The organism is Desulfovibrio sp. (genome assembly GCF_009712225.1).
GTDB lineage: Bacteria > Desulfobacterota > Desulfovibrionia > Desulfovibrionales > Desulfovibrionaceae > Desulfovibrio.
The window spans coordinates 71,490-96,138 of sequence record NZ_WASP01000010.1 but is presented as its reverse complement, the minus strand read 5'-3'; the positions used below and the strand labels follow the sequence as shown (position 1 = coordinate 96,138).

Below are 24,649 nucleotides of genomic sequence, written 5' to 3'. Positions count from 1 at the left end.
TATATACACTACATCAATACTGCCAAACTGCAAAGGTGCATGGCTTGGGATTGAAATGCAGGCAACTTTGCCAATGACGTGTGTATTGTCTGTAATGTGCTGTGGTTATTGTTCAATGTCATGTCATTGTGGTCTGGTTTGTGCGTCGTTTGTTTGCATAAGAATCTGTATGTAAACATAATCACTTGCTGGTGACTGACAAGCGTGCCCATACATCTGCCGTTTTTTTGCTGGCTGGTTACAAAAAAAGCGGGTTCTCACGTTGCCGGAGAACCCGCTGACGGGAATTGGAACTGGAAGGATGGCCGCAGATGGTGCGGCTACGCAGGCGCTATTTCTTCAGCGCCAAAAAGTCGTGTTCGTCTGGGTCGTAATATTTGATTTCGCCGGTTTCGATATGGTACAGCCAGCCGTGAACGTGCAGCTCTCCGTTGCTCACCTTGTTGCTGACACAGGGGTAGGTCATAAGGTTCTCGATCTGGAAAATGATGGAGAGTTTTTCTGTCAGGCGCAGCAGTTTTTCCTGCTCTTCGTCCTTGCCTAGGGCCAGACTTGCCAGCTCCTTGGCTTTTTTGCCCAGCGAAAGCCATTTTTGCGTGTGCACAAAGGCTTCATCGTGAATGTCTTTGTACAGTGCTGCAATAGCACCGCAGTGGGTGTGGCCGCAGATGATGATTTCTTCAACATTCAGAGCTGTTACGGCGTATTCAATGCCCGCGGCCATGGCGTGATAGTCTTCGTCGGGTTTGTAGGGTGCCACAAAGTTGCCCACGTTGCGCAGCACAAAAAGCTGACCAGGAGGCGTGTTGGTGATCAACGAGGGAATAACCCGGGAGTCGGCGCAGCCAATGTACAGCACCTTGGGGTGCTGACCGCTGGAGACAAGATCAAGCAGTTCTTCTTCATGCTTGCAGAAATAGTTTTTTTGAAAAAACTCATTTCCCTGGAGCAGGCGTTCGACATTTTTCATCAATAAACCTCAATGGCCGCGTTTGCGGCGGTGTGGCAGTTCGGCTGGGTTGTTCGGTTGTATGTTCAACCAGCATAGGGGAGCATCGTAATTTCAGGCAAGAATGCCTGTCTGCGCAGGTATTGGATCTGCCACCGGGGTTGATTGGCTTACAGGCAGGAATGCTTGGCATCTGCCAGAAGCAGTTTGGAGAATGGGGGGTGCAAGGGCCGTGGATTCGGACATGGGATACGCAGTGTTGCCTTGAAAAACCGCATCGGCCCACAAATGTGCCTAGGGCATCTTGCATCAAAGGTCAAGAAGTCCCCCCCCCCGCCCCCCCGCGGACCGGGGGGGGGGGGGGAAACTGGCAGGCCCGGCCTGGGAGCATCAGGACTGCGAAAGGCGCTTGAGCTGGTCGGCGAGGTGCGAAAGCTCGGCAACCGTGGTGTTCAGCTCGTTGGTCAGTTTGTTGGTGCTTTCAGCAACATGCTTTACATCCACAATGGCCCGGTTGATCTCTTCGCTGGTGGCAGACTGCTGCTCTGCCGCAGTGGCGATTGATTGTACGCTGCTGCTGGCATTTTCAACGATTTCAACTATCTCTGTAAGGGCTGTGCCGCTTTGGTGGGCCATGTCAGTGGCTCGGCTCACGGTATCTACGGTGGTGCGCATTTCCTGCATGTTGCCCCGGGCTACAGATTGAATGGCGGTAACCGCCTCGGCCACTTCCTTGGTGGCAAGCATGGTTTTTTCGGCCAGCTTGCGCACTTCGTCCGCCACCACGGCAAAGCCCCTGCCAGCATCACCAGCGCGGGCTGCTTCAATGGCGGCGTTCAGGGCCAGCAGGTTGGTCTGGTCGGCAATATCAGAAATAACGCCAAGAATTCTGCCAATGCCCTGGGTATGGGTTTCGAGTGATTCCATTTCCTTGAGCAGGGTGCTGGTGTGGCTGTTGACCTCGGCAATGGCCGAAATGGCTTCGTCAACAATGCCAGCCCCGGTCTGGGCCTTTTGCCGCGCATCCTCGGTCTGATCGGCCGCCGCAGCGGCATTTTGCGCCACTTCATGCACGGTCGAGGTCATTTCTTCCATGGCCGTGGCGGTTTCCTGGGCGCGGTGGTTCTGGGTGTCGGCCCCCTCGGCAACCTTATGGAAGCGGTTGGTCATGAGCGAAGACGCTTCGGCAAGGCTGTGCGAGGCTTGCGCGATAGAGGCGTTGACCTCACGCATGTGCTTCATGGTTTCTTCAATTTCACGTTCTTTCAGCACCAGACTGGTAACGTCTCTGGCGATCTCCACATAGCCGATCCTGTTGCCCTGACCATCGCGTAGAACGTCGCTCACAGGCTGTACAAAGTGGGGCTTTTCCCCAGAGCCAATGTCGATGATTCCAGCCTGAATAAACGAACCGCTGAGTTTTGACTGAGCGATGGGGCAATCTTCTGTCTGGCAGACTGCAGTGTTGAAATTGTCGTGGCAAAACTGCCCCTTGAGCTTGTCTATATCCTTTTTGAGCAGGGTCTCTGTAGCTGTATTGGCAATGATGATACGGTAGTCTTCGTCCACGCCAAAAATGGGGTCTGGCACAGCATTGAGCAGGTTCTTGTAGCCCTGCACTTCTGAGAGCATGCTTTCAATCTTGTCGAGCAGCTTGTTGAACCACAGGGCCAGCGCCCCGATTTCATCGCCGGAATGGTATTGCAGGCGGTTGGCCAGCACGGCCCTGTCTTCGGCAATTTCCTGAATTGTCTGGCGAATATTTTGAACCGGGCGCAAAACCGTAATACTGAGAACAACAAATATCATGATCAGCGGCACAACAAGCAGGGTGAGAAATGTGGTGGTAATGATGATACCCGCACGGCTCATGATATTCTGCTGTTCCGCAAGGTCGGTGCTGAACACAAGAATGCCGATCTGCCTGTCCTGATAGTCTGTGATGGGCATGCCAGAAAGCAGGGTAGAGCCAACTATTCTGGTGATGGAGCCTTTGCGGGAGGCGTCAAGAAAAGCCTTGTCCAGCAGAGCCTCGGTCTTGCCTTCCTTGGTGCCGCGTACGAGCACGTAAGAATCGGCCACAATGGGATTCTTGTTCTTGTCTTGCAGTCCGGTGGCAACCTTGAGGTGTTCAAGGTTCATGTACAGCATTGCAGATTGCCCTGCGCCCGTGTTGAGGCCTTCAAGCACATGGGTGAAGCTGACCAGCACCTCCACAGAGCCCAGCCGATTGCCTGCAACGCCTGTAACCGGAGCCAGACCGCGGATTTCAAACCCGCCGCTGCCAATTTCGACACCGCACAGGGCCTTGCCGTTCTTGTTTACGTCGAGCACAGTGGGGCGAAAGGACGAAAGGTCATCAGAAATATCAACCCACTTGTCGCCCTTCTTGGTCTGCTTGTCGCGCCACAGGCGGGCAAAGCTACGCGCGGGCGGCAGGTGATAGTGGATTTGGGGCTTTTCGCCAATCACGGCAGTGAAGCCGTCGATCATGGGTGCGAGCGATTTGCGCAGCATTTCCCGCCCTTCTTGTGATGCCGCGCTGTTTTCGTCGTTTACGTCGCCTTCCATGGCCTTTTTGTATGCCGCTTCAACTTCTGGCATCCGGCTCATCAGGGCGGCCATGCGCATGGCCTGCTCGCTGCACAGTTCAATAGCTTGCTGCATCTGCGAAGACTTGGCCTCTACGAGATTTTGTATATTTGTATCGTTGAGATTTTCAAACTGTTTTTGAATGATAAAATAACAACATATGCCAATGGCAAGTGTTATTGCGGCGATCGGAATGCATACTTTTGTACGTAATTGCATCAGATATCTCCATATGCAATAGTTTGGTTGTCTTATCGGCAGCGCGCAATAAAAGTTTAGATAACTAACTTGCTGTGCAGAAAGGATAAAAATGCGAAGGTCACTATTTTGTAAAAATAGTGACTCGTTCAGGCGGAAATTTGCCCAAAAAAAGTTGCATTAATACTACCACATTGACATTTAAAAAACAAGTTTCCAGATGATAAGTTTGGTCAATGAGAATTAATTCTCAAATTGGAATTCATGAATTAAATGGGGTTAAAATCCTTGCATGCCAATGTTTGCGCGCAAAAAAATAATAAATGGAGAGCTGTTTTTATACTCAACGTACATCAGTAGCTTGCGCTCGATCACTCGATAATTATCTGATATTGCAAGTTGTTGGCATTGGGGCGTGAGCATGCTCGCAGGTTTGGCCCTGTGGAATGCGTCTTTTTGCCTTTTGATGCGGCTTGCCGTATTTTTGAAACAGTGGCTGCCAGCGTGCAGCCCCCTTGTCACAAGGAGTTATCCAGCCGCAGGCATGACTTGCGGTTTGGCTTTTTATGATCCAGATCAGACGGTTAGACGCCAGGGAACGTATGAATCCATTTACTGTAGATGCAAGTCTGTGCCGCAAAGACGGCATTTGCGCAAAAGTGTGTCCCATCCAGATCATTGAGGGCAAGGTTGGCGAGTTGCCCACCATGGCTTCACACAAGGCCAAGGTGTGTATTGGCTGCGGTCAGTGCATGGCATTTTGCCCGGCCAATGCCTGTTCGGCTCCCGGCCTGTCATCGCAGGAGAGCCAGCCTCTTAATCCGCAGAACATGCCCACGCCCGAACAGGCCGAGGAACTGGTTTTTTCCCGGCGGTCTGTTCGCACCTTCAGGAACAAACTTGTGCCGCGCGAAACGCTGACCCAGCTGCTTGAGGCGGCCCGCTATGCGCCCACGGCCAAAAATACACAGCAATTGCGCTGGATAGTGCTGGAATCCCCTGAAAAAACAGAAGAACTTGCAACGCTGGTCATAAGCTGGCTGCGCAATCTTTCAAAGGTGGATTCGGTAAACGCAAAGGCCGTGCATGCAGAGAGCTTGGTGCGTACCTGGGATGCTGGCTATGATGTCATTTGCCGCCACGCGCCTCAGCTTGCCATGATTGTTGCACCCAAGGGCCCCTGGGGCGCTTCGGATGCAGCCATTGCGGCCGCCTATCTGGAACTGCTGGCCAATGCCCGCAAGGTTGGCTGCTGTTGGGCCGGGTATGTGTGTTTTGCCCTGTCGCACCCAGCGGCGCACGAATTGCGGGAATTTGTGGCCGTACAGGAGCACGAGCAGGTGTATGCGGCGCAGATGATGGGCTTTCCCAGGCTTGCGCCCCATTTCAGGCCGCCACGTAAAGCGCTGGATGTAACCTGGCTGTAATGCGGCGTGCGCCGTTTTTGAAAAATGCAAACGGCCCCCGGCTCAGGCTCAAACCTGATGCCGGGGGCCGTTCTGATTCTGTCGCTGTCCGTCTACTGCTTGCGGCGGCGTACGGTAACGCTCTCGCCGCCTATCCCCCAGTTGTCTGTGGAAACTTCTTCAATGATAACAACAGTGGTGGCGGGGTTTTTGTTCAGAACCCGCTGCAGCAGTTCTGTTGCGCCCTTGATGAGTTCCTGCTTCTGTTCAGCCGTGGGGGCTTCGGAACCGCCCGTAACCTTGATATTGACAAAGGGCATTGTGTGCTCCGCTATTGAGGATCTGTAGGAGTTTTTTCCATTACAACCTTGATATCAGCCGGTTTGCCAAAAAACGGCCAGCTGGTCACCAGCACGTCCACTCCGGTGGCGGCAAACTGGGCGGCATTGTCGCCATTTATACCGCCAGCCGCAAGAATGACAATGTCATCGCGCACAGCGCGCAGCGCGCCCACGGTTTCGGCCAGCAATTCGCAGGCAAATTTTTCGCACTGCACAATGTCTATGCCCGCTTCTGCCACCAGCATGGCCTGCTCAAGCGAATCGACCTCGGCGCTGATCTTGTGTTCTGGTGCCCGGGAACGCAGCTTTTCCATCATGGCAGCAACGTTCCTTAGCGAGGCCTGGGGCGTGACTGGCAAAAAAACCCTGTGCTGTTCAAAAATAAGTATGCTGTCAGAAAGGTTCTGACGGTGCACGATGGCCCCGCCGTCCATGGCGGCCTCAAGACATACAGCCTTTGCACCCGGAAAGTTTTTGCGGGTAACAGCGACCCGCACGGCGGGGTTCACGGTGCGGGCCTGCTCGACCATGTGCGCGCAGCGGGTGGCAATGCCGCTCATGTATTCCATAAGGGTCTGGCCCAGCTTCCATCCCCGGTGCAGCGCAGCAGCTGTGCCACTGGCCTCCAGGCAGTGCTGCCCCGCCTGAAGTTTCTGCCCGTTTTTGGCGGTGCGGTTCACGGCCAGGCCACACTTGCGCAACAGCAGCTCTGCCTGTTCAACACCGCTGATCACGCAATCGCCCTTGGGCGCAAAGCGTATTGTTCCCCGTGCTGCGGCGATGCCCAGCAGTTCCACAGTAAGATCAAGGCCGGGGCAATCGTCTGCCAGCAGCCCCTCAAGCCAGGTATCGGGACAGGTAAAGTGCATGGCTTGCTCCTGAAAATGCGGGCGAAATGTGGTTTGGAGCTGTACGGCGCGAGCGGGCTCTCGTAATGCCGCATTGTCCTAAAATGACCTTTTTTGACACCATTCGATGCCAAGATACAGCAAAAGGCTGATGATCGCCAGCATGGAACAGAGCAGGGCCGCCCGCTGGAATTCGCCCGTTGAGACGGCATTGAACACTTCAAGTGAGAGGGTGTTGGTGCGCCCGGCAATGTTGCCGCCCAGCATGAGGCTGATGCCCACCTCGCCCATGGCCCGCGTGATGCCCAACAGCAGGCCAGCGCCCAGACCGTGCCGTATGAGGGGCAAGGTCACCAGAAAAAAACAGCTGATGGGCGAGGCGCCGCACACGCGCGCCGCCTGCTCAAGCCGTAAGAGGTCGGGATTGGTCAGGGCCGTCTGCACGGGCTTGATGACCAGGGGCAAGCCAGCCAGCCACGCGGCGAGGATTATGCCTCCCTGCGAAAATACGAGGCTCATGCCAAAGACCTGTTGCAGGGCCATGCCGCCCCACCCATTGCGCCCAAAAAGCATGAGCAGCAGGAAACCCATGGCCATGGGAGGAAAAACCAGCGGCAGGGTTATGACAAAATTTACTACACGTCGCAGGTACACATTTTTTGCCATGCCCAGACGGGCCAGGGGAATAGCCGCAAGGGCGTGCAGAACAAGGCAGGCAACACATATCCTCAGGGTAAGCAGCACGGAAAAACTGACCTCGGGAGCGCGTAGGGCGCTCCACAGATCATTCAGCTGCATGGACCGGGCGCAGGCCGTTGCCAGCAAGTATGCGCTGGGCTTCGGGCGTGTTCAGAAACTGTAAAAAGGAGCGCACCTCGGCATTGTTATCCTGCCCTGCCACCACGCCAGCCACCAGCAGCAACGGCGTGTAGCCATCGCGCACTTCCATCCAGCCGCCGAGGCTGTCGCCCTGTTTGCGGGCCACGGCCTCGTTGACAAAGGCGGCATCAAGATCGCCTGAAACAAGGTAGGAAAAAACCTGGGGAACGGTTGCAAGCATTGAAAGTCGGGGCTTGAGGGGCTCAAAGAGATTGTTTCCCTTCATGAAGGCCACCGCAGCCCGTCCATAGATGGCCGCCTTGGCGTCGGGGTAGCCGATTCTGGCAAATTCCGGTCTGTTGAGGTCCTGTGGCGAGGCGAGGTGCAGCCCCTTGCGCCACGCCAGCACAAGCACGGCCTCCCCAAGGGGCTTGTATGCGGCAAAGGCAAGGCCAGATTCCTGCAACGAGGCTTTTTCGGACACAATAATGCTTACGCTGCTGCCAGCTCTGGCCTGTTCAATGATCTGGCCGATGTTGCCGCTGTACATCTCTGTTGGCTGCATGCCAGTCTGCGCAGCATAGGCCGCGCACAGCTGCTGCACCATGGGCTTGTAGCCAAGGCCTGTAGTTATTGCTGGCCCTCCAGCGCAGGCCGCCTGCGCAAAAATGAGATGCAGCGCTACCAGGGCGCACAGCAGGCAAAAGCGTTCAGGCAGGGCAAGGGGCTTCATGCGGGGCTCCTGACAGGCTAAAGGTGCTACAGGGCAAAAGACCCATCTGGCGGGCTTTGCACAGGGTTGCGTCTACAGTTCCCTGGGCCTCAAGGCGGCCATTGCGCAATAGCAGCATGCTGTTGCCGAGTGTGTGGGTTTCTTCCGGCGAGTGGGTGACATAGAGCACTGGCACATGCCATTGGCTGGGAATACGCGCGATGTAGGTCAAAAGCCCCTCCTTGAGATTCATGTCCAGCGACGAAAGCGGTTCGTCCATGAGCATGAGGCGGGGCCTGCAAAGCAGGGCGCGGCCAATGGCCACCCGCTGCTTTTCGCCGCCAGAGAGATTGGCAGGGGGGCGGTGCAAAAGGGGGCCGATGTCGAGCAGGTCGGCCACATCGTCAATGTTCGGGACTGTCCGCGACGGCGGTACCGGGTGAAAGCGTTGACCAAAGCAAAGATTTTCGCGCACAGAAAGGTGTGGAAACAGGCGGGCATCCTGAAAGACGTAGCCAAGACGCCTTTTTTCCGGAGGCAGGTTTATTGCCAGATCTGAATCAAAGCAGGTTTGGCCGTGGCAGACAATGCGACCGGCATCGGGCTTTTCCAGCCCGGCAATGCAATTGATAAGGCTGGTTTTGCCAGAGCCGGAAGGGCCAAAAATAACAGCTATGCCGCATTCGGCCAGGTGAAAGCCCAGCTCAAGCTCAAAGTTGCCTCGTTTCAGGCTGATGTGTACTTCCAGCATGCCCTATCCTGACAGCGGGGCAAAGTATTACTGGCCGCACTGCTCGCCAGCTTGGCCCGCATGTTTGTAACCATACGGGCCAAGCTGACATGCATCAACAACCGCACGTTTTATTGCAAAAGCGTGACATGGCCGGCGAAAGGCCGCGCATAAAGAAACGCGGCATCGTTTGTGGGCGCGATGAGCAGGATGAGGAAAAAATGCAGGGAAGCGGGGGACGGGCGGAAGGGCGCTTTACGCGCCCATGCCCGCATTGCGTTCGATAAGTTTCATGGCCCTGGCAATCTGGCGGCCAAGGGTTGTTTCTCTTGAAAGTTCACGTTCCACGCTGGTAATGCCCTTGATAACCGTGGAGTGACGGCGGTTGAATTTGCCACCGATTTCTTCGAGGGTAAGTTCTGTGTGTTTACGCGCAAGGTAGTACACGGTATTGCGGCCAATAACGCATTCCTTGCGGCGCGAGCGCGAGTTGAGCTGGCGCTCGTTGAGCCCGTAACTTTCGCACACAAGGCGCACTATGGTGGGCAGGTCGGGGCCGCACGAAATCTCGGCGTACTGGCTCAGCACTTCCATGGCCAGATCAAGGTTGAGCCCGCAATTGAGCAGGCGCGCCTTAAAGATCAGGCTGTTGAGGCACGATTCCATCTGGCGCACGTCGCCATCGAGGCGGCTGGCCAGCAGTTCGCAAACGGAATCGGGCAAAAGCACCTGAAACGTCTTGGCCTTGCGTTCAAGAATGTGGCGGCGCATGTCTTCGTTGGGGCGGCCGATATCGGTCAGAATGCCCGAGCAGAAATGTGAAACCAGCTGGCTGTCGACCTTTTGCAGGTCGCGGGGAGAAAAGGAAGAGGTAAAGATAACCCGACCGCCCTTGGCCTGAAGGTTTTTCACCACGGCTAGCGCCATGTCCTGCATCTTTTCTTTGCCCTGAAGAAAATGAACGTCTTCAAGCAGCAGCACATCAAGGTCGCGGAAGCGTGATTTGAAATTTTCTATGTCGTGGGTGCGCAGGGCAGCCACGAAGCGCGAGGCAAAATCTTCGGCGGTAAGGTAACCCACGCGGGCGCCGCTGCGTTCCTCTGCAATGGCGCGGCCAACGGCCTGGGCCAGATGGGTCTTGCCAAGACCGGGAGCGGAATTCATGAACAGGGTACGCACACAGCCACTGCTGCGGCTCACATCCTGCGCTGCGGCTACGGCCATGTTGTTGGTGGGGCCAACAACAAAATCGGCGAAAGAATAGCGCCAGTTGGTGGCCAGACGGTATGCGGGCGCGCTGCTTATGGGCAGGGTGGCCTGTAGCTGGGGTCTGGCGGCAGGTAGCGGCGTTTCTTGATAGGCGGGGGCAGCGCCAGCCGCAAGGCCGGAAAACGCAGAGCCCAGCACGGCAGACGTGTGCGCGAAAGAGTCGGTGTCATCGTGGCTGCTGATGGCTGCAGAATTTGCAGCGGCAGAAAGCTGAATGGGCGCGGTCTGCTGCACACACGCAGCGGGAACGATCCCCGAGGTCTGGCCGTTGGCAACAGGGCGCGCGTTGGCTGCCTGTGCAGAAGCTACAGGCGCATGGGCATCGGTGGCTGCGGTGATACGCACATCCACCGCTGCAGGCTCAAGACCCAGAACCGGGGCGGCAGCCTCTCGCAGGGTAGCAAGCATCTTGCCTTCAAGCCAGCTGGCAACAAAGGCATTGGGCGCGGTAAGCAAAAGCCCCCCGGCGTGCACTTGAGCCTGCAGGGGTGCAATCCAGACCTTGAAAACGCCGGAATGCAGCATTTTCTTGAGATTTTCAGAAATTTCTGACCATTGTTCGCGCATGCCGCCTTGTAGCCCAAAATCAGAATTTGGGGCAATTGATGATTATGAGCCGTTTGCGGCATGAGGCCTTTTTCTTATCCCCAAGTGAGATATATGCTAATCTACTTGAATAGTAGCTATTTTTTAGTTAGCGGCCTGCAGCCCCCTAAGAGGATATCCTTAAGCAGCAACGCTTTTATGCTGATATGGCTATTTTTGCACATGATAAAAAAATGTTTTCCACAAAGATAATTTGAATTTTCTTCGTTTTTCTCATCTATACTCTGTTTTTTATGTTGTATGCACTGAACCATGCGCACCGTAAGGGAAGGCAGATTGTCAAGAGGGAAAAAGAAATTTTCGCCTTGATGATATGCGTATTTGTTGAGGGGGGATTGGCTGGTAAATTTTTAAAACCTGCTGATTTAAAAGAAAATCAAGAAAGTGTTGAGGTTTTGTTCCCGAACCCCTGGGGCATGGTTTTGTCCCAACCGGCAGGGTACACAACGCAAAAACCCCGGCCAATGGCCGGGGTTTTTGTTCGTGTTGGACGCAGGGCAGCTTGGGTGGTCTATGACCAGCCTCTGCGTCCACAGCACTGTAGTGCGTTTCCGCTGAAATGCACCTGCCCTTTGGGGGCGCGTGGTCTGTGCTATGGCTAGAAGCCGTAGCGCAGGCCAAGCATGAATTCGTTGTTGTAGGGGCGGTTGCCCACGTTGTAGCTGTTGCCACCAGAGGTAACCTTAACATCGTTGTAACCAAGGCTCACAAAGCGGTAGCCAGCGTCGATGGCAAAATGTTCGTTGATGTTGAAAGCCACACCAGCGCCCACGTTCCAGGCAAAATTGGTGAAGCGTTCGTCGCCAGAGAACTTGTTACCAGCGTTGTCGGTGAAGTCATAGCCAGCGTAGTTGAAGGCCATGCCAAGACCGGCGCCCACGTAAGGGGTCATGATGGAATCGTTGTGGAAATCCCAAAACAGGTTGGCAAACAGGGTAGAGCTGTTCCAGGTACCCTTGACCTGCTTGATGGCGGCGCCGCCGTCGCTCCAGGTTTTTTCGTTGTTGCCGCGCAGTGCGAATTCAATTTCGGCACGCAGGGGCAGCATCTGCTGGGGCCAGAAGTCGTAACCAAAAGCCATGGCACCACCAAGGGTGAACTGGCTGTACTGGTCTACGCCCGAACCAGCAAGAGCGCGGGAACGTTCGATTTGGCCAGAATTCTGGAAGCTCATCAAAAATTTGGGGGCCAGATACATACCGTTGCCTTCGGCAGCGGCAATGTTGGGCAGGGCCAAGCTCAGCACCAGCGCCAACGCAAGAATAAAGCGTTTCATGACAGTCCTCCTAGGTACTTTCCTTCAAAAAAGAAGGCAGCTTTAAAGTTGAAACAATCATTAGAAAATGTCAATATTTTTTCTATATTTTAAGCTATTGTAATATATATCGATGATGTTTTAGCGTGTTACATTCTTGTTTCGTCTGTTGTTCCGGATTGAAACTCTGAGTGCATTGTAAAAAAAATCAGTACCCGGCTGCTTGTACAAAACAGTCGGGTACTGATTGCTGTGGCACGCTGGCCGACAGACAGGGTATGTAATTACAGTGGGTTGCTTGAAAGCAACTCGCTATTTAGAATGTGTAGCTCAAGGAAAGCATGTAAATATTGGCCGAAACATCCTTGGATTTGCCGCCGGTGATGCCAGCAGAGCCAGAAATGCCTTTGGCGTCAGTGCTGCTGTAGTCCAGAGAGTTGATCCACAGGTGGGCGTATGCAAGATCCATTGTCCAGTTGTTCCAGTTAAAGCCAGTACCGACGCTGAGTGTCTGACGGCCATTGGTGGGAATCATAAAGTCGGCGTGGCTCTCGTTGACCACCGGGGTCTCATACGAAAAACCTGCGCGCAGGGTCCACCAGTCAAGGGGCTTGTATTCAACGCTGGCGTTGAAGTTCCAGCCGTCGCGCCATTCCTTGTTGTTGATGGAATTGTAGCCGTTGTCCATGTAGATGTTCAGGGCATTGTAGGTAGACCAGCGGGTCCACACCGTGCCCAGTTCAAAGCTCAGGTTGTCGAGGGGTTTGTAAGCAATGCCAAGAGCGGCAGAATCGGGCAGCTGCAAAACGGTATTGGCAGAGCAGTTGCTGGCCTGGGGCAGATGCAGGGTGGAGGCGGCAAGGTTTCTGCCTTTGTAGGCAAATTCCACATCGCCGTTGATATTCATGGTCACCTGGCTTTTGTACGAAAGGCCCACTGACCACTGGTCATTGAGGCGCATGTGCAGGCCAAGGTGCGCACCGTAGCCCCAGCCGTTACCTTCGAGCTGCATGTCATTATAAAAAGGCTTGGTTGGGCTGGAGGGGCTGACCGTATAAATTTTATTGCCCATGTACATGTGAGCGTTCATGACTTCTACGCCCACAGAAACCGAAAGCATGTCGTTAAGCTTGAGGGCAAGGGTGGGAACAAACGAGATGGTCTGCACGCCAATGTCGTAGACATTGGACTTGCCCGCCCAGTCGCCGGCGTAACTGTTGCCGAGGCCAAAGCGCGAAAAAACGCCCATACCTATCCAGGCGTTGTCGCTCAGCTGATGGCTGGCATAGGCGTGGGGGGCATTCCAGAGGGCGGGTTTGGTGTAGGTGCTGGTTTCGCGACCACCCATCTGGGTGGTGATGTTGCCTGAAGGGCTGATAAGGGCAAAGCCGCCCATAAGCCGCGTGCCGGGCAGCTGGGTTATACCTGCTGCATTATAGGCAATGGCAGAAACGTCGTCAGCACGACCAACCATACCACCAGCAAGGGAAACACCCCTTGCGCTCCATTCATTGAGGGCGAAACCTTCACCTCTGGCCACGGGCGCGCAGCAAACCACGAGGGCCAGCGCAAAACATACCGCACGAAAAACCTTCATCAATTCCTCCGCTAAGGCTGCAAAAAAAGCGCACAACTACCCAACCGGCTTGCCTGATGCACGCTGGTACGGCTGCTGTGGCGCGGAAAGTATGCGGCTGGGGACCGCCCTCACCAACAGTAATGGGGTGTCACAACATATTTATTGGATCAAGGTCAAGAAAAAGTCGCAGAAATCTTGAAGCTTTTTGCGAAAGGGCAAAAAAATACAAAGACCGTATGGCTTGCCAGTCCTGCCCTTTTATCAGGCATGTAAAACGTTTACGGCCTCTGAGCAGGGCCAGGGGAGCGGGCGCAGGGCCAAGCATCTGCACGCCAAGTTCTGTGGCCTTGCCGCGCAGGGCCTGGGCCAGTTCGCCCAGAGCTGCCGCTCCCGCCTGCTCGGTGATGCCGTAAGAAATGCGTATGAGCGCCAAACGCACAAAAGGAGGATACCTGCGCAGTTTGCGGCGCGCCAGTTCCGCCTGATAAAAACCTTCATAATCGGCATTGCGCACGTATTGCCAGCAGTAGTGGCTTACGTCGCGCGTCTGGATAAGGACGCGGCCAGGCTTGTCGCCCCGGCCAGCGCGTCCGGCAGACTGTACCAGCAGCTGAAAGGTGCGTTCTGCGGCCCGGTAGTCGGGCAGGTTGAGGCCAAGGTCGCCATCGGCGATCACGGCCAGTGTAACCAGCGGAAAGTGGTGCCCCTTGGAAAGCATCTGCGTTCCCACAAGAATGGGGGCCTCCTGCCGCGAAAATGCCGCCAGTATTTCTTCCATGCGGCCGGGACGGCGGGTGCTGTCCCGGTCGAGCCGCAGCACGGGGCCGCCAGCCAGCACGCTCAGGCGCTCGGCCAGCCTTTCCGTGCCCTCGCCCATGGGCAAAAAGTTCATGCCGCTGCATTCGGGGCAGGGCGAAGGAAAGGGGCGGCTGTAGCCGCAGTAGTGGCAGACAAGCTTTTCAAGCCCCTTGTGGTAGGTAAGGCCGATTTCGCAGTGTGGGCAGCGCAGGGTGCGGTTGCAGTCAAGGCAGTACATGACTGGCGCGTAGCCACGCCTGTTCAGCAGCACCACAGCCTGCTCGCCGCGGGCAATGGTTTCGCGCAGGGCTTCTTCGCTCTGCGGGGCCAGCAGGCCGTCCATGCTGGTTGACGCAGGCGAGAGAGAGCTGATGTCCACCAGTTCCACCGGCGGCAGGTCGCGTCCGCCCACACGGCGCGGCAGGCTCAGCTTGGGCAGATGCCCGTTTTCCGCAGCGTAAAATGTCTTGAGGTCCGGTGTGGCTGATCCCAAAATCAGCAGCCCTCTGGTCTGGGCAATCCTGAACCATGCCACTTCCTTGGCCTGATAGGCCAGACTTTCATCCTGTTTGAACGAGCCGTCGTGCTCTTCATCAAGAACAATGCAGGTCAGATGCGGCACGGGCAAAAACAGGGCCGAGCGCGTACCCACAACCACGCAGGGGCCCGTGTGCTGGGCCAGCTGGCGAAATGTGGCTTCGCGCCGCGCTGGAGACTGGTAGCCGTGGTAAAAAAACAGGGGGGCATCTGGCAGGGCGCAGGTTGCGTCGCGCCGCAGCTTGTGGGCCAGGGCCACCTCTGGCGCAAGCAGCAGAATGCTCTTTCCTGCCGCCAGACATGCCTTGGCCAGCTCAAGATACACGGCGGTTTTGCCGCTGCCGGTTACGCCAAACAGCAGGCGCGAGGCCGCCATATCGGCGTGCAGGGCTTCCAGCATATTCTCAAGCGCCGTGTTCTGATCATCATTGAGACTGAATGGGAGCGGCGGTGGGGGCAGCAGGCTTTGTTCCGTGGCGTCGATGACATCGTCGTCAAAACCGCTTTCGCGTGCGAGGTTCACATGCCCGGCTTCAAGCAGGGTATGGAGCGCCGGAGCAACGGCCTGCCCCAGGGACTGTACAAGCCGTCTGCGGCTCACGCTGCCGTGCTGGTGCAGGTAGTCCAGTACCTCGATCTGCCTTTTGGCCGAGGGGCGCACGGGCCAGGGCGGGTCGACCCGCAGCAGGCAGAATTCCTCGCTGGCGGCGTCTGTGCCGGGGGGCAGCATGCGGGCCGCTCCACTGCACAGGGCCTGCGCCAGCTCCTGCCGTTGCTGCGGTGTGGCCTCACGGATGCGTGCAAGCGTCCACGCTGCAGCCTGACCCGATTCAATGTGGCGCAGCCGTACGCGGGCAAGGCGCAGTCCCTGGGGCAGTACATGCCCGAGAATGTGCCCAGGGTGAAGACCTTGGCGGCGGCCCAGATCTTCGGCCAGTTCCAGCAGTCCAGCGGGGAGCAGTGCGTCGTTTTCCAGCGGCCACGCAAGGCTTTTACACTCCACGCCTTCAGGAATATCGGCGGTGGGACTTACCCTCAACAGCACTGCGGCCCGCAGGGCAGAGCGTTCTCCCCTGCCAAGCGGCACGGCAACGCGCAAGCCCGGCTGCCAGAAGTCAGCGGGAAATTCGGGCGGCAGCAGGTAGGTAAGGCTGGTGTAAGGCGGAGTGAGCAGGGCAACGGTGGCGTACATGAGGGGCAGAGTTACGCAATACGGGCACGAAGGCAAGCCTCTGCGTAGTGACAAAATTTCTTGTGTGATGCACGGGCAAAACAAGCGTGTCTCCTCCGGCAGTACCGGAGGAGACACGCGGATTCGGGCCTGTGGATATATTTTTAATGAAACTGCACAAAATTTTTGAGCAGCTTGAGCAGGTCGTAGCGCAGTTCTTCGTCCTGAAGGGCAAAGTATATGTTGGCGGTGAGAAACTCCGCCCAGTCGCCAGCGTCAAAGCGCATGCCAGACATGCGCACAGCCATCATACCCCTTTCCTGCGCCATGGCCTGAAGGGCATCGGTAAGCTGGATTTCGCCGCCGTGGCCGGGTTCGACTTTTTCAAGATAATCGAAAATGTCGGGGGTGAGCACATAGCGCCCCACAATGGCCATGCGCGAGGGGGCGTCCTCGCGGGCGGGCTTTTCCACCATGCTTTTGACGCGAAAGACGCCGGGAGTCACTTCGTCGCCGTCGATGATGCCGTAGCGGCTCACCTTTTCCCACGGCACTTCCATAACGCCGATGACCGGCATTTTTTCTGCCATGGCCACTTCAATGAGCTGTCCAATGCCGGGTGCGCCGCCAAACATGAGGTCGTCGCCCACCATGATGGCAAAGGGGTCGTCGCGCACCAGTTCGCGCGCGCACAGCACCGCGTGCCCAAGACCAAGCTGGCGCTTCTGGCGCACAGACATGATGTTGACCATTTCGGCCACCTTGCGCACTTCGGCCAGCTTGTCCAGCTTGCCGGCGCGTTCAAGCACACCTTCAAGCTGCAGGTTGTAGTCGAAGTGGTCTTCGATCACCGTCTTGTCGCGGTTGGTCACGAAAATCACATCTTCGATATTGGCGCGCTGGGCCTCTTCAACCACGTACTGAATGACGGGCTTGTTGTAGATTGGCAGCATTTCCTTGGGAATATTCTTGGTTGCTGGCAAGGAACGGGTACCCCATCCGGCCACGGGAATGACGACTTTACGAATATTCTTCATGCATGCCTCCAAGTGGGGTAGACAAGTCAATACGGATTAGCGACAAAACGATGCAAGCAATATACGCATGGCAGCTGTTCTGCAAGTAGTGCATGCCTTGCAGAATTCCATGATGGTTGCCGCATGTCCTTAAAATCAGCGTAATTCGCGTTCAACCACAACGGCCAGATCTTCTGCGTAGGCTTTGACCTTGCTGGGGTTTTCGCCTTCCACCATAACGCGGCACAGGGCTTCTGTGCCAGAGTAGCGCAGCAGTACCCTGCCGCGACCAGCCAGGTCAGCCTCAACCTTGGCAACAGCCTCGCCGATGGCGGGCCGTTCCTCGAAGGGCAGTCGTTTTTCCACACGCACATTGATAAGTACCTGCGGGAACGGCTGGAGCCTGCCAGCCAGCTCCGAGAGAGGCTTGTCCTTTTCGCGCATGATACGCAAAATCTGTAGGGCCGCCAGCAGACCGTCGCCAGTGGTGCTGTATTTGTGGAAAATAAGATGCCCCGACTGTTCACCGCCAAGCATGGCGCCCTCGCGCCGCATGGCTTCCATAACGTAGCGGTCGCCAACCTTGGTGCGCATCAGCGAACCGCCGTGGTCCTTCATGAAAATTTCCAGCGCCATGTTGCTCATGGCCGTGGCCACCAGCAGGTTGCCGGGCAGCTCGCCTCTGGCCATCATGGCCTGGGCGCACATGGCCATGAGCTGGTCACCGTCAATGATATTGCCGTGTTCGTCCACAACAATGAGGCGGTCGGCATCGCCGTCCAGCGCAAGGCCCACGTCTGCCCGCACCTCGCGCACCTTGGCCGCCACCACTTCTGGGTAGAGCGAACCGCAGTGCTCGTTGATATTGGTACCGTCGGGGTTTGTGCCAATGCGGAAAACCTCGGCGCCCAGTTCTTCAAGAGCCAGCGGGGCAACCTTGTAGCTGGCCCCGTTGGCGCAGTCAACCACAATACGCAGACCGGAAAGGGTCAACTGCGTGGGGAAGCAGCTTTTTGTGTAAACAATATAGCGCCCTCCGGCATCTTCGATTTTGGTGGCGCGGCCAGCACCGCGCGCCTCCGGGTAGGGCCACTTGAAGCTGGAATCGAGCACCATGGCGGAGATTTCGTCTTCCGTCATGTCGGGCAGCTTGTAGCCCTCGGCGTCGAAAAACTTGATGCCGTTATCGTGAAAAGGATTGTGCGAGGCGGAGATAACCACGCCAAGGTCGGCCCGCATGCTGCGGGTGAGAAAAGAAATGGCAGGGGTGGGCAGAGGGCCTGTCATGATGACGTGCATGCCGGCGGCGCACAGGCCTGCGGTAAGCGCCGATTCAAACATGTAGCCAGAAAGGCGCGTATCCTTGCCGATAACCACCTTGTGCTGGTGGTTGCCGCGCCGAAAACGCACGCCCGCCGCCAGACCAAGGCGCAGGGCCACATCAACTGTCATGGGATAGTTGTTGACCGTGCCGCGCAGTCCGTCTGTGCCAAAAAGACGCTCAGCCATGAAGACTCCTTGCCTGAGTATGCGTTACGCTGTGCCCGCCCTGTAAAGGCTGTGGCAGCGTTTTGAGTTTTTTGTGCCGCGCTGGGCCGAGGCCGCAACGCGGTATGGGGGCTAGGCTGCGGCGTTAGATACCCAGGCCGCAAGCCAGCGCAACCTATTTCTTTTTTCTTGTTACCGTAACTTCTTCCGTAACGGGGTTCAAGAGAGTCATGCCTTCCGGCAGTTTGAAGCGCAAGGGCACCTTGACACTCTCACCCGGCGGAATGTCGGGTGTGATGAGCGAAATATCCATTTCCCCAAGGTAGCGGCCATTTTTGGCCAGCGCATCAGGCACTTCCACCAGAACGGCAACCTCGTCGGGCTCCACTGTATAGAAGGGCCTGCTTTCCTTGGCAAGCTCGACCTTGCAGCGGCGCGAAACAACGGTTCGACCGCTGGTGATGGTATACTGCACCTTCACCGAGGGCGGGTTGGCCGTGACCATGCTTGGCGTATCAAGCGTAATGGTCTGGTGTACGGTCGAGCCTGCAGCCTTGGGGTCGAGCATGATGGTAAGCGGCACGCTTGAAATGGCCGAAATGACAGATTCCGGTCCGCGCAGCACCACCGTGGCCGGGGTGACACTGACATTTTCCACCGTCAGCGCGCCTCCGCGCAGGGGCGAATCCACCACCGCCCGTACGGGTACGCTGCGTTCCTGAAGGTTGTCGGCCTTTACCACAATGCGCGGTGGTTGCACGTCGATAAGTTCAAACGCGCGGAACCGGGCTCCGAGATGTTCTGCAGAAAGGGGCACAACCGTGGTGCCTTTTTTGATGCTGGAAAGGTCTACGGCCTGAATGATTTTGCCCTGTGTTACAGAGCGCAGCAATGTTTCTGGCCCGCGCAGGCGTACGACCGCCTTGCTGATGAGGCCATCCGTGACCACCAGATTGGCGGGAATACCCACGTAGTCGAGGTTTACTTCTATCTGCGCTTCGAGCCTGTCGCGAACGCTGACCATGTACCACATGCTTACGGCAATAAACACTGCAAGCAGCATGGAAAGCAGATGCGGCGGGCGGCGCGAGGGATCAGAGGATTTCATCAAGCACCTGCCTGAGACGTGCCGCGTCAAGGGCGCGCATAAGTTCACCCTTGAGGGCAACGGATATTTCGCCCCTTTCTTCAGATACCACAATAACAAGAGCGTCGCTTTCGCGGGCAATGCCAAGGGCCGCCCGATGGCGTGTGCCAAAGTTCTGCCCCTTGGCTTCTGCCAGAGGCAAAATGCAGGCGGCGGCAGTAATTCTGCCCCGGCTGATGATCACAGCGCCATCGTGCATGGGGGCTTTGGGATAAAAAATATTCATGAGCAGCTGGCGCGAAAGCTGGGCATCGATGCGTACGCCCTCGCGCTTGATCATGTCGCCAAGGCGCATGCCCCGCTCAATGACGATAAGAGCGCCCACCCGCAGTCGGGCCATTTCAACACAGGCGGTCACAACTTCATCGACGCCAGGTTTCTGGCTGCTCGAGCGGCGGAAAATAGGCCGTGCGCCCATTTCACCCAGAGCCTGACGGATGTCGGCCTGGAAGATGACCACAATCAGAATGAACAGGGAACTGAAGATGTGTTGCAAGAGCCACGTGAGGGTGTAAAGCCCCAGGGCATTGGAAAAAAAGTACAGCAGGGTAAGCAGGCCCAGACCCGTCAGAACGGTCAGAGCCCGCGATCCGCGCAACATCTGGATGACCTGATACAGCAGTATGCTGACCACGGCTATGTCCATGATATCGCGCCAGTCTATGGCAATATGCTCAAACACGGTGTGTTCCTTGCAGCTATGTGTATCGTGCAACCGCAGCACAACTGCCTGAGTCTGCCTGGCAGATACTGCGGGCGCAAGAGCCAGCCGGGTTCGCCATGAGCGCAAGGGGGCGCGTGGGCAATGCTACCAGCGGCGGGGTGTTGCGCGTGTTAGTCTGTTCTAGCTCCGGGCCCTGGCGCGTGCCTTTTCGAGGTACATGCTGGCATCTGCACAAGAGAGCAGCCCGTCTGCAGTCTGGGCGTCGTCCGGATAGACGGCTCGGCCCATGCTGAACGTTATGGGGCCGGAAATTTTTTGTGCGGGCAGCCCCCGTTGCAGATCCTTGCGCATGGCTTCAAAAACCTCTTGGTCGAGCTCTGGATCCGGTGAGCCGTTGAGCAGCAGAATGAACTCATCTCCACCGATCCGGCCCATAACGTGGGTCACGTGCGCATGTGCGCGCACAACCTCCGTGAATAGTTGCAATACTCGGTCACCGGCTTCATGTCCATAGGTGTCGTTGATGGCTTTAAAATTATTTAAATCTATGTAATATATTGTAAATTTTTTACAGGTGGCAGACGCGACTCGTTTTTGCAATTCATCAAACAGGCCACGTCTGTTGAGCGCGCCGGTGAGGGGATCCCTGTAGGCAATGGCCTCCAGATAGGTACGAATACCCATAAGATCATGGTTTCGTTGCACAAGACCAGCAAGGAAAAGGCTCAAAAGAATGCTCAGGGCCACGTACAGCCATGTTTCCAATGATTCGTACCAGGCCTTGCCTGCGCCGATGTGAATATCCCAGCGGGTGTTAAGAATATTCAGCGGTACTTCAATATGGTTGGGGCCACTGGCCGATTCCTGGCTGCCAGCAAGCAGAATCCTTTCATCCTTCTGCTTGCCTGATCGCCACAGGCCGTAGGGCAGGTTCAGGTTCTCCAATATGTAAAGGTCAGAGACCTCAAGTACGTCGGGAAAAGGCAGAAATATGGCGGCTGTTCCCCAATACTGCGCGCGGCCCTCTGAATTGTTGAAATAAAGTGAGAGGCGACCTATCAGGACTGTGTTGCCATCAGACAGGGTGACAGGCCCCGTGAGGGTGAGCCGGGGAGCGTGGCGGGCGGCCATGGATTCCCGGCTGCCAAAACCGGGGCCAAGCAGGTTCTGCCCCAGAAGTTTGTTGTTGGCAGGCGAACAGGGGTAGACTCTGGTGATGATGCCGCCGGGGGCCAGGGCAAAAGCCTGAATCGTGTGGTCGTCGTGCAGGGCGGCGGCCACACGTTCGAATTCTTCTATGCGGCCGTTGCCATCAATAACCAGCGTACTGAGGGTTTCTATCTTGAAAACAAGGCGCAGCAGTTCGTTGCGCAGATTGTCGCGCTGCGAGCGGGCTATGCTTTCAACCTTGACGTGGTTGACCTGCTGGGTGCGGTCTACCAAAACCCATGTTAACAATAGGTTAACCGTCAGTGATACAAGCAGTATTCCGAAAAAAGGGCGAGTTGTAAAAAATCGCACCATACCGGCAGCTCGCAGTTAAAAACGGTTCTTTAGTGACCCTCAAGAGCAAGCGCAACAGTCATGGCCTGACGGGCGGCAGCAACATCGTGTACCCTGTGCCAGAAAATACCCTTGCCGCGCAGCAAGGCCGTGGCCGTGGCCGTGGCAAGCCCCCGCTGTTGCGGCGGCAGGCCCAGCAGCCCGCCAAAGACGGACTTCATGGAAAGTGCCATGAGCACGGGGCGCCCAAGGTCAAGCCAGTCTTCGGGGTGGGCGAGCAGGGTCAGGTTGTGCTCGAGCGTTTTGCCAAAGCCGATGCCGGGATCAAGCATAATGCGGTCTTCCGGCAGACCGGCGCGCACCAGACGTGACATCTCACATTCAAAAAACTCGCGCACTTCACGGCGCACGTCGTCATAGCGGGGATTTTGCTGCATGGTCTTGGGGCGACCCTGACTGTGCATGAGCACATAACCGGGTTTGTACTGCACCAGAACGTCCAGCAGGGCCGGATCAAACGAGCATGCGGAAATATCGTTGATGATGGATACGCCCAGTTGCAGCACACTGGCGGCTGTTTCGGCATGGTACGTATCAACGGAAATAATGGCAGTTGGTGCCTCGCGTTGCAGACCGGCCAGAACTGGCAGCAGGCGCTGTGTTTCCTGCCGGGGTGAAAGCTCTGCCGCTCCCGGACGCGATGATTCCGCCCCCAGATCAAGTATGTCCGCTCCCTGATCGCGCAGGGCGAGGGCGTGCCTGATGCCGGGTACGGGGCTGTCGTGCTGGCCGCCGTCATAAAACGAGTCGGGGGTCAGGTTTACAATGCCCATTACGCCAAAGGGGGAGGGCGTCTTTAACGCCCGCCCCCCAAGAATATGCCAGTCTGCGCTTTTAACAAAAGCGGATTGGCGAGTGCTATCGGTCATTTTCGTTACTGTTGTTCCGGCTGGGATCAGCCTTTTCAGCAGCGTTTTCGGTTTTGGATTCCGTGCTCTGTGCGCTGTTGTCAGGTTCAATGACAAAGTCTGCAGAGGGCTTGGCAGGCTTAGCCTTGGTCGTGGACGGCGTGGACTTGCCGTTGCTGTCGAGCGGCGGCAGTTCCTGATTGTCCATGAGCAGCTCAAGATCGTCACCAGTGATTGTTTCGCGGTCAAGCAGGGCCTGGGCGATGCGGTGCAGGGCGTCCAGGTTTTCCTCAAGCAGCTGGCGGCAGCGGCTGTGCGCCTCTTCCACAATACGCTTGACTTCAGAATCCACCAGACGGGCGGTGTCTTCGCTGAAATTTTTATTCTGCACCCATTCACGGCCAATGAAAACTTCTTCGCCGGTTTCACCAATGGCAAGTGTGCCCACGGCTTCGCTCATGCCCCATTCGCACACCATTTTGCGGGCCATGCGCGTGACGCGTTCAATGTCGTTGGAAGCACCGGTGGTGATGTCGTCAAAAATGATCTCTTCAGCCACGCGGCCACCCAGCAGCACCACAAGGTTGTTGCGCAGGAAGGTACGCGAGTAACCGTGGCGGTCTTCTTCAGGCAGCTGCATGGTGACGCCCAGAGCACGGCCACGCGGAATGATGGTGACCTTGTGCACCGGGTCAGAGCCGGGCAGCAGACGGGCCGCAAGAGCGTGGCCGCCTTCGTGGTAAGCGGTGATGCGCTTTTCTTCTTCGGAAAGGATCAGGCTGCGGCGTTCGCGGCCCATGAGAACCTTGTCCTTGGCATACTCGAAATCGTGCATGTCCAGACGGTCCTGATTGAGCTTGGCGGCCTGAAGAGCTGCTTCGTTGACCAGGTTTTCCAGATCAGCACCCGAAAAGCCCGGTGTGCCGCGTGCCAGGGTTTCCAGATCAACATCGGCGGCAAGCGGGGTGCGCTTGGTGTGCACTTCAAGAATGCGACGGCGGCCACGCAGGTCGGGCGTGGGAACCATGACCTGACGGTCAAAACGGCCGGGACGCAGCAGAGCGGGGTCGAGAACGTCGGGACGGTTGGTGGCGGCAATAAGGATAACACCCTCGTTGCTTTCAAAACCGTCCATTTCAACCAGCAGCTGGTTCAGGGTCTGTTCGCGTTCGTCATGCCCGCCGCCAAGGCCAGCGCCACGCTGGCGGCCCACGGCGTCGATTTCGTCAATGAATATAAGACAGGGAGCATTTTTTTTGCCCTGCACAAAAAGGTCGCGCACGCGCGAGGCGCCCACGCCCACAAACATTTCAACAAAGTCGGAGCCAGAGATGGAAAAGAAGGGTACCCCGGCCTCGCCGGCAACGGCGCGGGCCAGCAGGGTTTTACCCGTGCCGGGAGGGCCCACGAGCAACACGCCCTTGGGAATGCGGCCGCCAAGACGGGTGAACTTTTTGGGGTTGGAAAGAAATTCCACCACTTCCGAAAGTTCGTCCTTGGCTTCGTCAACGCCAGCCACGTCGGCAAAGGTAACGCGGGCGCTTTCCTGATTGAGCAGACGCGCGCGCGACCGGCCAAAGCTCATGGCCTTGCCGCCCCCGCCCTGCATCTGGCGCATGAAGAAAATCCACACGCCCACCAGCAGCAGCATGGGAAACCACGAAACGAGCAGGGTCATGTACCAGGGCTGTTCTTCCGGCGGTTCGGCCTTTACTTCAACCTTTTTTTCAATAAGGCGGTTCACCAGGCCAAGATCCTGTGGGGCATACGACTGCACCATCTTGCCGTCAGAGGTTCTGCCGGTAAGCGTGTGGCCTTGGATGGTGACGGACAGCAGTTGTCCGTTGTCCACCTGACTGAGAAAATCCGAATAGGGCACCCGCTGGGTAATACCCTGCGGCTGCTGGAACATATTGAAGAGCATGACCATCGCCAGGACGATTATTGCCCACAGCATCAGGTTGCGACTTATCTGATTCAACACTGCCTCCGTTACGTTTTCCGCGCGCGGGGGCGCACGGCCAGGCCGTATATATGGCCAGCACAGTTACGAAATTACTACCTGCATGCGGGCGGTGTCAAATGTTCGTAAGCATTTGCGACCCATGCAGCA

At 56.7% G+C, this 24,649-nt stretch carries 20 protein-coding genes; 2 read left to right on the top strand and 18 right to left on the bottom strand.

Annotated elements, in window-relative coordinates; genetic code table 11:
• Positions 1–331: 331 nt before the first annotated feature.
• Together F8N36_RS12850 and F8N36_RS12845 are read right to left on the bottom strand one after the other, a co-directional pair.
• On the bottom strand, positions 332–970 hold the full coding sequence (locus tag F8N36_RS12850; protein WP_291333215.1) for a carbonic anhydrase: 639 nt from the start codon (positions 968–970) through the stop codon (positions 332–334).
• Between the two features lie 369 nt (positions 971–1,339).
• Positions 1,340–3,760, bottom strand: a complete 2,421-nt coding sequence (locus F8N36_RS12845) for a methyl-accepting chemotaxis protein (RefSeq protein WP_291333214.1) — start codon at positions 3,758–3,760, stop codon at positions 1,340–1,342.
• 581 nt (positions 3,761–4,341) lie between these two features.
• Between F8N36_RS12845 and F8N36_RS12840 the strand changes: the two genes are divergently transcribed.
• Positions 4,342–5,166, top strand: a complete 825-nt coding sequence (locus F8N36_RS12840) for a nitroreductase family protein (RefSeq protein WP_291333213.1) — start codon at positions 4,342–4,344, stop codon at positions 5,164–5,166.
• Between the two features lie 92 nt (positions 5,167–5,258).
• Here F8N36_RS12840 and F8N36_RS12835 read toward each other — a convergent pair whose 3' ends face one another.
• The 6 genes from F8N36_RS12835 to F8N36_RS12810 form a co-directional block, all read right to left on the bottom strand.
• Complete coding sequence (locus F8N36_RS12835; RefSeq protein WP_291333212.1) at positions 5,259–5,465, bottom strand: 4-oxalocrotonate tautomerase family protein; 207 nt, start codon at positions 5,463–5,465, stop codon at positions 5,259–5,261.
• Between the two features lie 11 nt (positions 5,466–5,476).
• Positions 5,477–6,355 (bottom strand): ModD protein, encoded by an 879-nt coding sequence (modD, locus tag F8N36_RS12830; protein WP_291333211.1) that lies wholly within the window; start codon positions 6,353–6,355, stop codon positions 5,477–5,479.
• 78 nt (positions 6,356–6,433) lie between these two features.
• Positions 6,434–7,132, bottom strand: coding sequence for an ABC transporter permease subunit (locus F8N36_RS12825; RefSeq protein ID WP_291333210.1), 699 nt, complete (start codon positions 7,130–7,132; stop codon positions 6,434–6,436).
• The gene (gene modA / locus F8N36_RS12820; protein WP_291333209.1) at positions 7,119–7,886 is read right to left on the bottom strand and encodes a molybdate ABC transporter substrate-binding protein; all 768 of its coding nucleotides are present in this window, start codon (positions 7,884–7,886) and stop codon (positions 7,119–7,121) included. Before modA ends, F8N36_RS12825 begins: the two co-directional genes overlap by 14 nt.
• Entirely contained in the window at positions 7,864–8,616 is a 753-nt protein-coding gene (locus tag F8N36_RS12815; RefSeq protein WP_291333208.1) for an ATP-binding cassette domain-containing protein, read from the bottom strand. Before F8N36_RS12815 ends, modA begins: the two co-directional genes overlap by 23 nt.
• 234 nt (positions 8,617–8,850) lie before the next feature.
• A complete protein-coding gene (locus F8N36_RS12810) occupies positions 8,851–10,431 on the bottom strand; it encodes a DnaA/Hda family protein (protein WP_291333207.1) in 1,581 nt (526 codons plus the stop codon).
• Positions 10,432–10,703: 272 nt separating this feature from the next.
• On the opposite strand from F8N36_RS12810, the gene F8N36_RS12805 reads away from it, so the two are divergent.
• Complete coding sequence (locus tag F8N36_RS12805) at positions 10,704–11,072, top strand: hypothetical protein (protein ID WP_291333206.1); 369 nt, start codon at positions 10,704–10,706, stop codon at positions 11,070–11,072.
• Here the strand turns inward: F8N36_RS12805 and F8N36_RS12800 are convergent.
• The 10 genes from F8N36_RS12800 to ftsH all read right to left on the bottom strand — a co-directional run bounded on the left by F8N36_RS12800 (position 11,069) and on the right by ftsH (position 24,517).
• Positions 11,069–11,746 (bottom strand): outer membrane beta-barrel protein, encoded by a 678-nt coding sequence (locus F8N36_RS12800; protein ID WP_291333205.1) that lies wholly within the window; start codon positions 11,744–11,746, stop codon positions 11,069–11,071. The two genes, F8N36_RS12805 and F8N36_RS12800, sit on opposite strands and share 4 nt — an antisense overlap.
• Before the next feature lie 295 nt (positions 11,747–12,041).
• On the bottom strand, positions 12,042–13,322 hold the full coding sequence (locus F8N36_RS12795) for an outer membrane protein transport protein (RefSeq protein WP_291333204.1): 1,281 nt from the start codon (positions 13,320–13,322) through the stop codon (positions 12,042–12,044).
• A gap of 130 nt (positions 13,323–13,452) precedes the next feature.
• Positions 13,453–15,831 carry a primosomal protein N' gene (gene priA, locus F8N36_RS12790; protein ID WP_291333203.1) on the bottom strand — a complete coding sequence of 793 codons (2,379 nt, stop codon included), beginning with the start codon at positions 15,829–15,831 and terminating at the stop codon, positions 13,453–13,455.
• Positions 15,832–15,974: 143 nt separating this feature from the next.
• On the bottom strand, positions 15,975–16,847 hold the full coding sequence (galU, locus tag F8N36_RS12785) for a UTP--glucose-1-phosphate uridylyltransferase GalU (protein ID WP_291333202.1): 873 nt from the start codon (positions 16,845–16,847) through the stop codon (positions 15,975–15,977).
• A gap of 135 nt (positions 16,848–16,982) precedes the next feature.
• A complete protein-coding gene (glmM, locus tag F8N36_RS12780) occupies positions 16,983–18,335 on the bottom strand; it encodes a phosphoglucosamine mutase (RefSeq protein WP_291333201.1) in 1,353 nt (450 codons plus the stop codon).
• A 154-nt stretch (positions 18,336–18,489) separates the two neighbouring features.
• Positions 18,490–19,422, bottom strand: a complete 933-nt coding sequence (locus tag F8N36_RS12775; protein ID WP_291333200.1) for a CdaR family protein — start codon at positions 19,420–19,422, stop codon at positions 18,490–18,492.
• Complete coding sequence (cdaA, locus tag F8N36_RS12770; RefSeq protein WP_291333199.1) at positions 19,409–20,143, bottom strand: diadenylate cyclase CdaA; 735 nt, start codon at positions 20,141–20,143, stop codon at positions 19,409–19,411. Before cdaA ends, F8N36_RS12775 begins: the two co-directional genes overlap by 14 nt.
• Before the next feature lie 162 nt (positions 20,144–20,305).
• A complete protein-coding gene (locus F8N36_RS12765) occupies positions 20,306–21,583 on the bottom strand; it encodes a diguanylate cyclase (protein WP_291333198.1) in 1,278 nt (425 codons plus the stop codon).
• A 95-nt stretch (positions 21,584–21,678) separates the two neighbouring features.
• A complete protein-coding gene (folP, locus tag F8N36_RS12760) occupies positions 21,679–22,557 on the bottom strand; it encodes a dihydropteroate synthase (RefSeq protein ID WP_291333197.1) in 879 nt (292 codons plus the stop codon).
• Positions 22,547–24,517: an ATP-dependent zinc metalloprotease FtsH gene (ftsH, locus tag F8N36_RS12755; protein WP_291333196.1), complete on the bottom strand. Its 1,971-nt coding sequence runs from the start codon at positions 24,515–24,517 to the stop codon at positions 22,547–22,549. The genes folP and ftsH overlap by 11 nt, the downstream gene beginning before the upstream one ends.
• Positions 24,518–24,649 lie beyond the last annotated feature (132 nt).

Coding starts and splice junctions, on each gene's coding strand:
- priA (WP_291333203.1), bottom strand. CDS start 15,831: ATGTACGCCACCGTTGCCCTGCTCACTCCGCCTTACACCAGCCTTACC.
- F8N36_RS12810 (WP_291333207.1), bottom strand. CDS start 10,431: ATGCGCGAACAATGGTCAGAAATTTCTGAAAATCTCAAGAAAATGCTG.
- folP (WP_291333197.1), bottom strand. CDS start 22,557: ATGACCGATAGCACTCGCCAATCCGCTTTTGTTAAAAGCGCAGACTGG.
- F8N36_RS12845 (WP_291333214.1), bottom strand. CDS start 3,760: ATGCAATTACGTACAAAAGTATGCATTCCGATCGCCGCAATAACACTT.
- glmM (WP_291333201.1), bottom strand. CDS start 18,335: ATGGCTGAGCGTCTTTTTGGCACAGACGGACTGCGCGGCACGGTCAAC.
- F8N36_RS12800 (WP_291333205.1), bottom strand. CDS start 11,746: ATGAAACGCTTTATTCTTGCGTTGGCGCTGGTGCTGAGCTTGGCCCTG.
- F8N36_RS12840 (WP_291333213.1), top strand. CDS start 4,342: ATGAATCCATTTACTGTAGATGCAAGTCTGTGCCGCAAAGACGGCATT.
- F8N36_RS12835 (WP_291333212.1), bottom strand. CDS start 5,465: ATGCCCTTTGTCAATATCAAGGTTACGGGCGGTTCCGAAGCCCCCACG.
- F8N36_RS12825 (WP_291333210.1), bottom strand. CDS start 7,132: ATGCAGCTGAATGATCTGTGGAGCGCCCTACGCGCTCCCGAGGTCAGT.
- galU (WP_291333202.1), bottom strand. CDS start 16,847: ATGAAGAATATTCGTAAAGTCGTCATTCCCGTGGCCGGATGGGGTACC.
- F8N36_RS12795 (WP_291333204.1), bottom strand. CDS start 13,322: ATGAAGGTTTTTCGTGCGGTATGTTTTGCGCTGGCCCTCGTGGTTTGC.
- F8N36_RS12850 (WP_291333215.1), bottom strand. CDS start 970: ATGAAAAATGTCGAACGCCTGCTCCAGGGAAATGAGTTTTTTCAAAAA.
- modD (WP_291333211.1), bottom strand. CDS start 6,355: ATGCACTTTACCTGTCCCGATACCTGGCTTGAGGGGCTGCTGGCAGAC.
- F8N36_RS12815 (WP_291333208.1), bottom strand. CDS start 8,616: ATGCTGGAAGTACACATCAGCCTGAAACGAGGCAACTTTGAGCTTGAG.
- F8N36_RS12805 (WP_291333206.1), top strand. CDS start 10,704: ATGTTGTATGCACTGAACCATGCGCACCGTAAGGGAAGGCAGATTGTC.
- F8N36_RS12775 (WP_291333200.1), bottom strand. CDS start 19,422: ATGAAATCCTCTGATCCCTCGCGCCGCCCGCCGCATCTGCTTTCCATG.
- modA (WP_291333209.1), bottom strand. CDS start 7,886: ATGAAGCCCCTTGCCCTGCCTGAACGCTTTTGCCTGCTGTGCGCCCTG.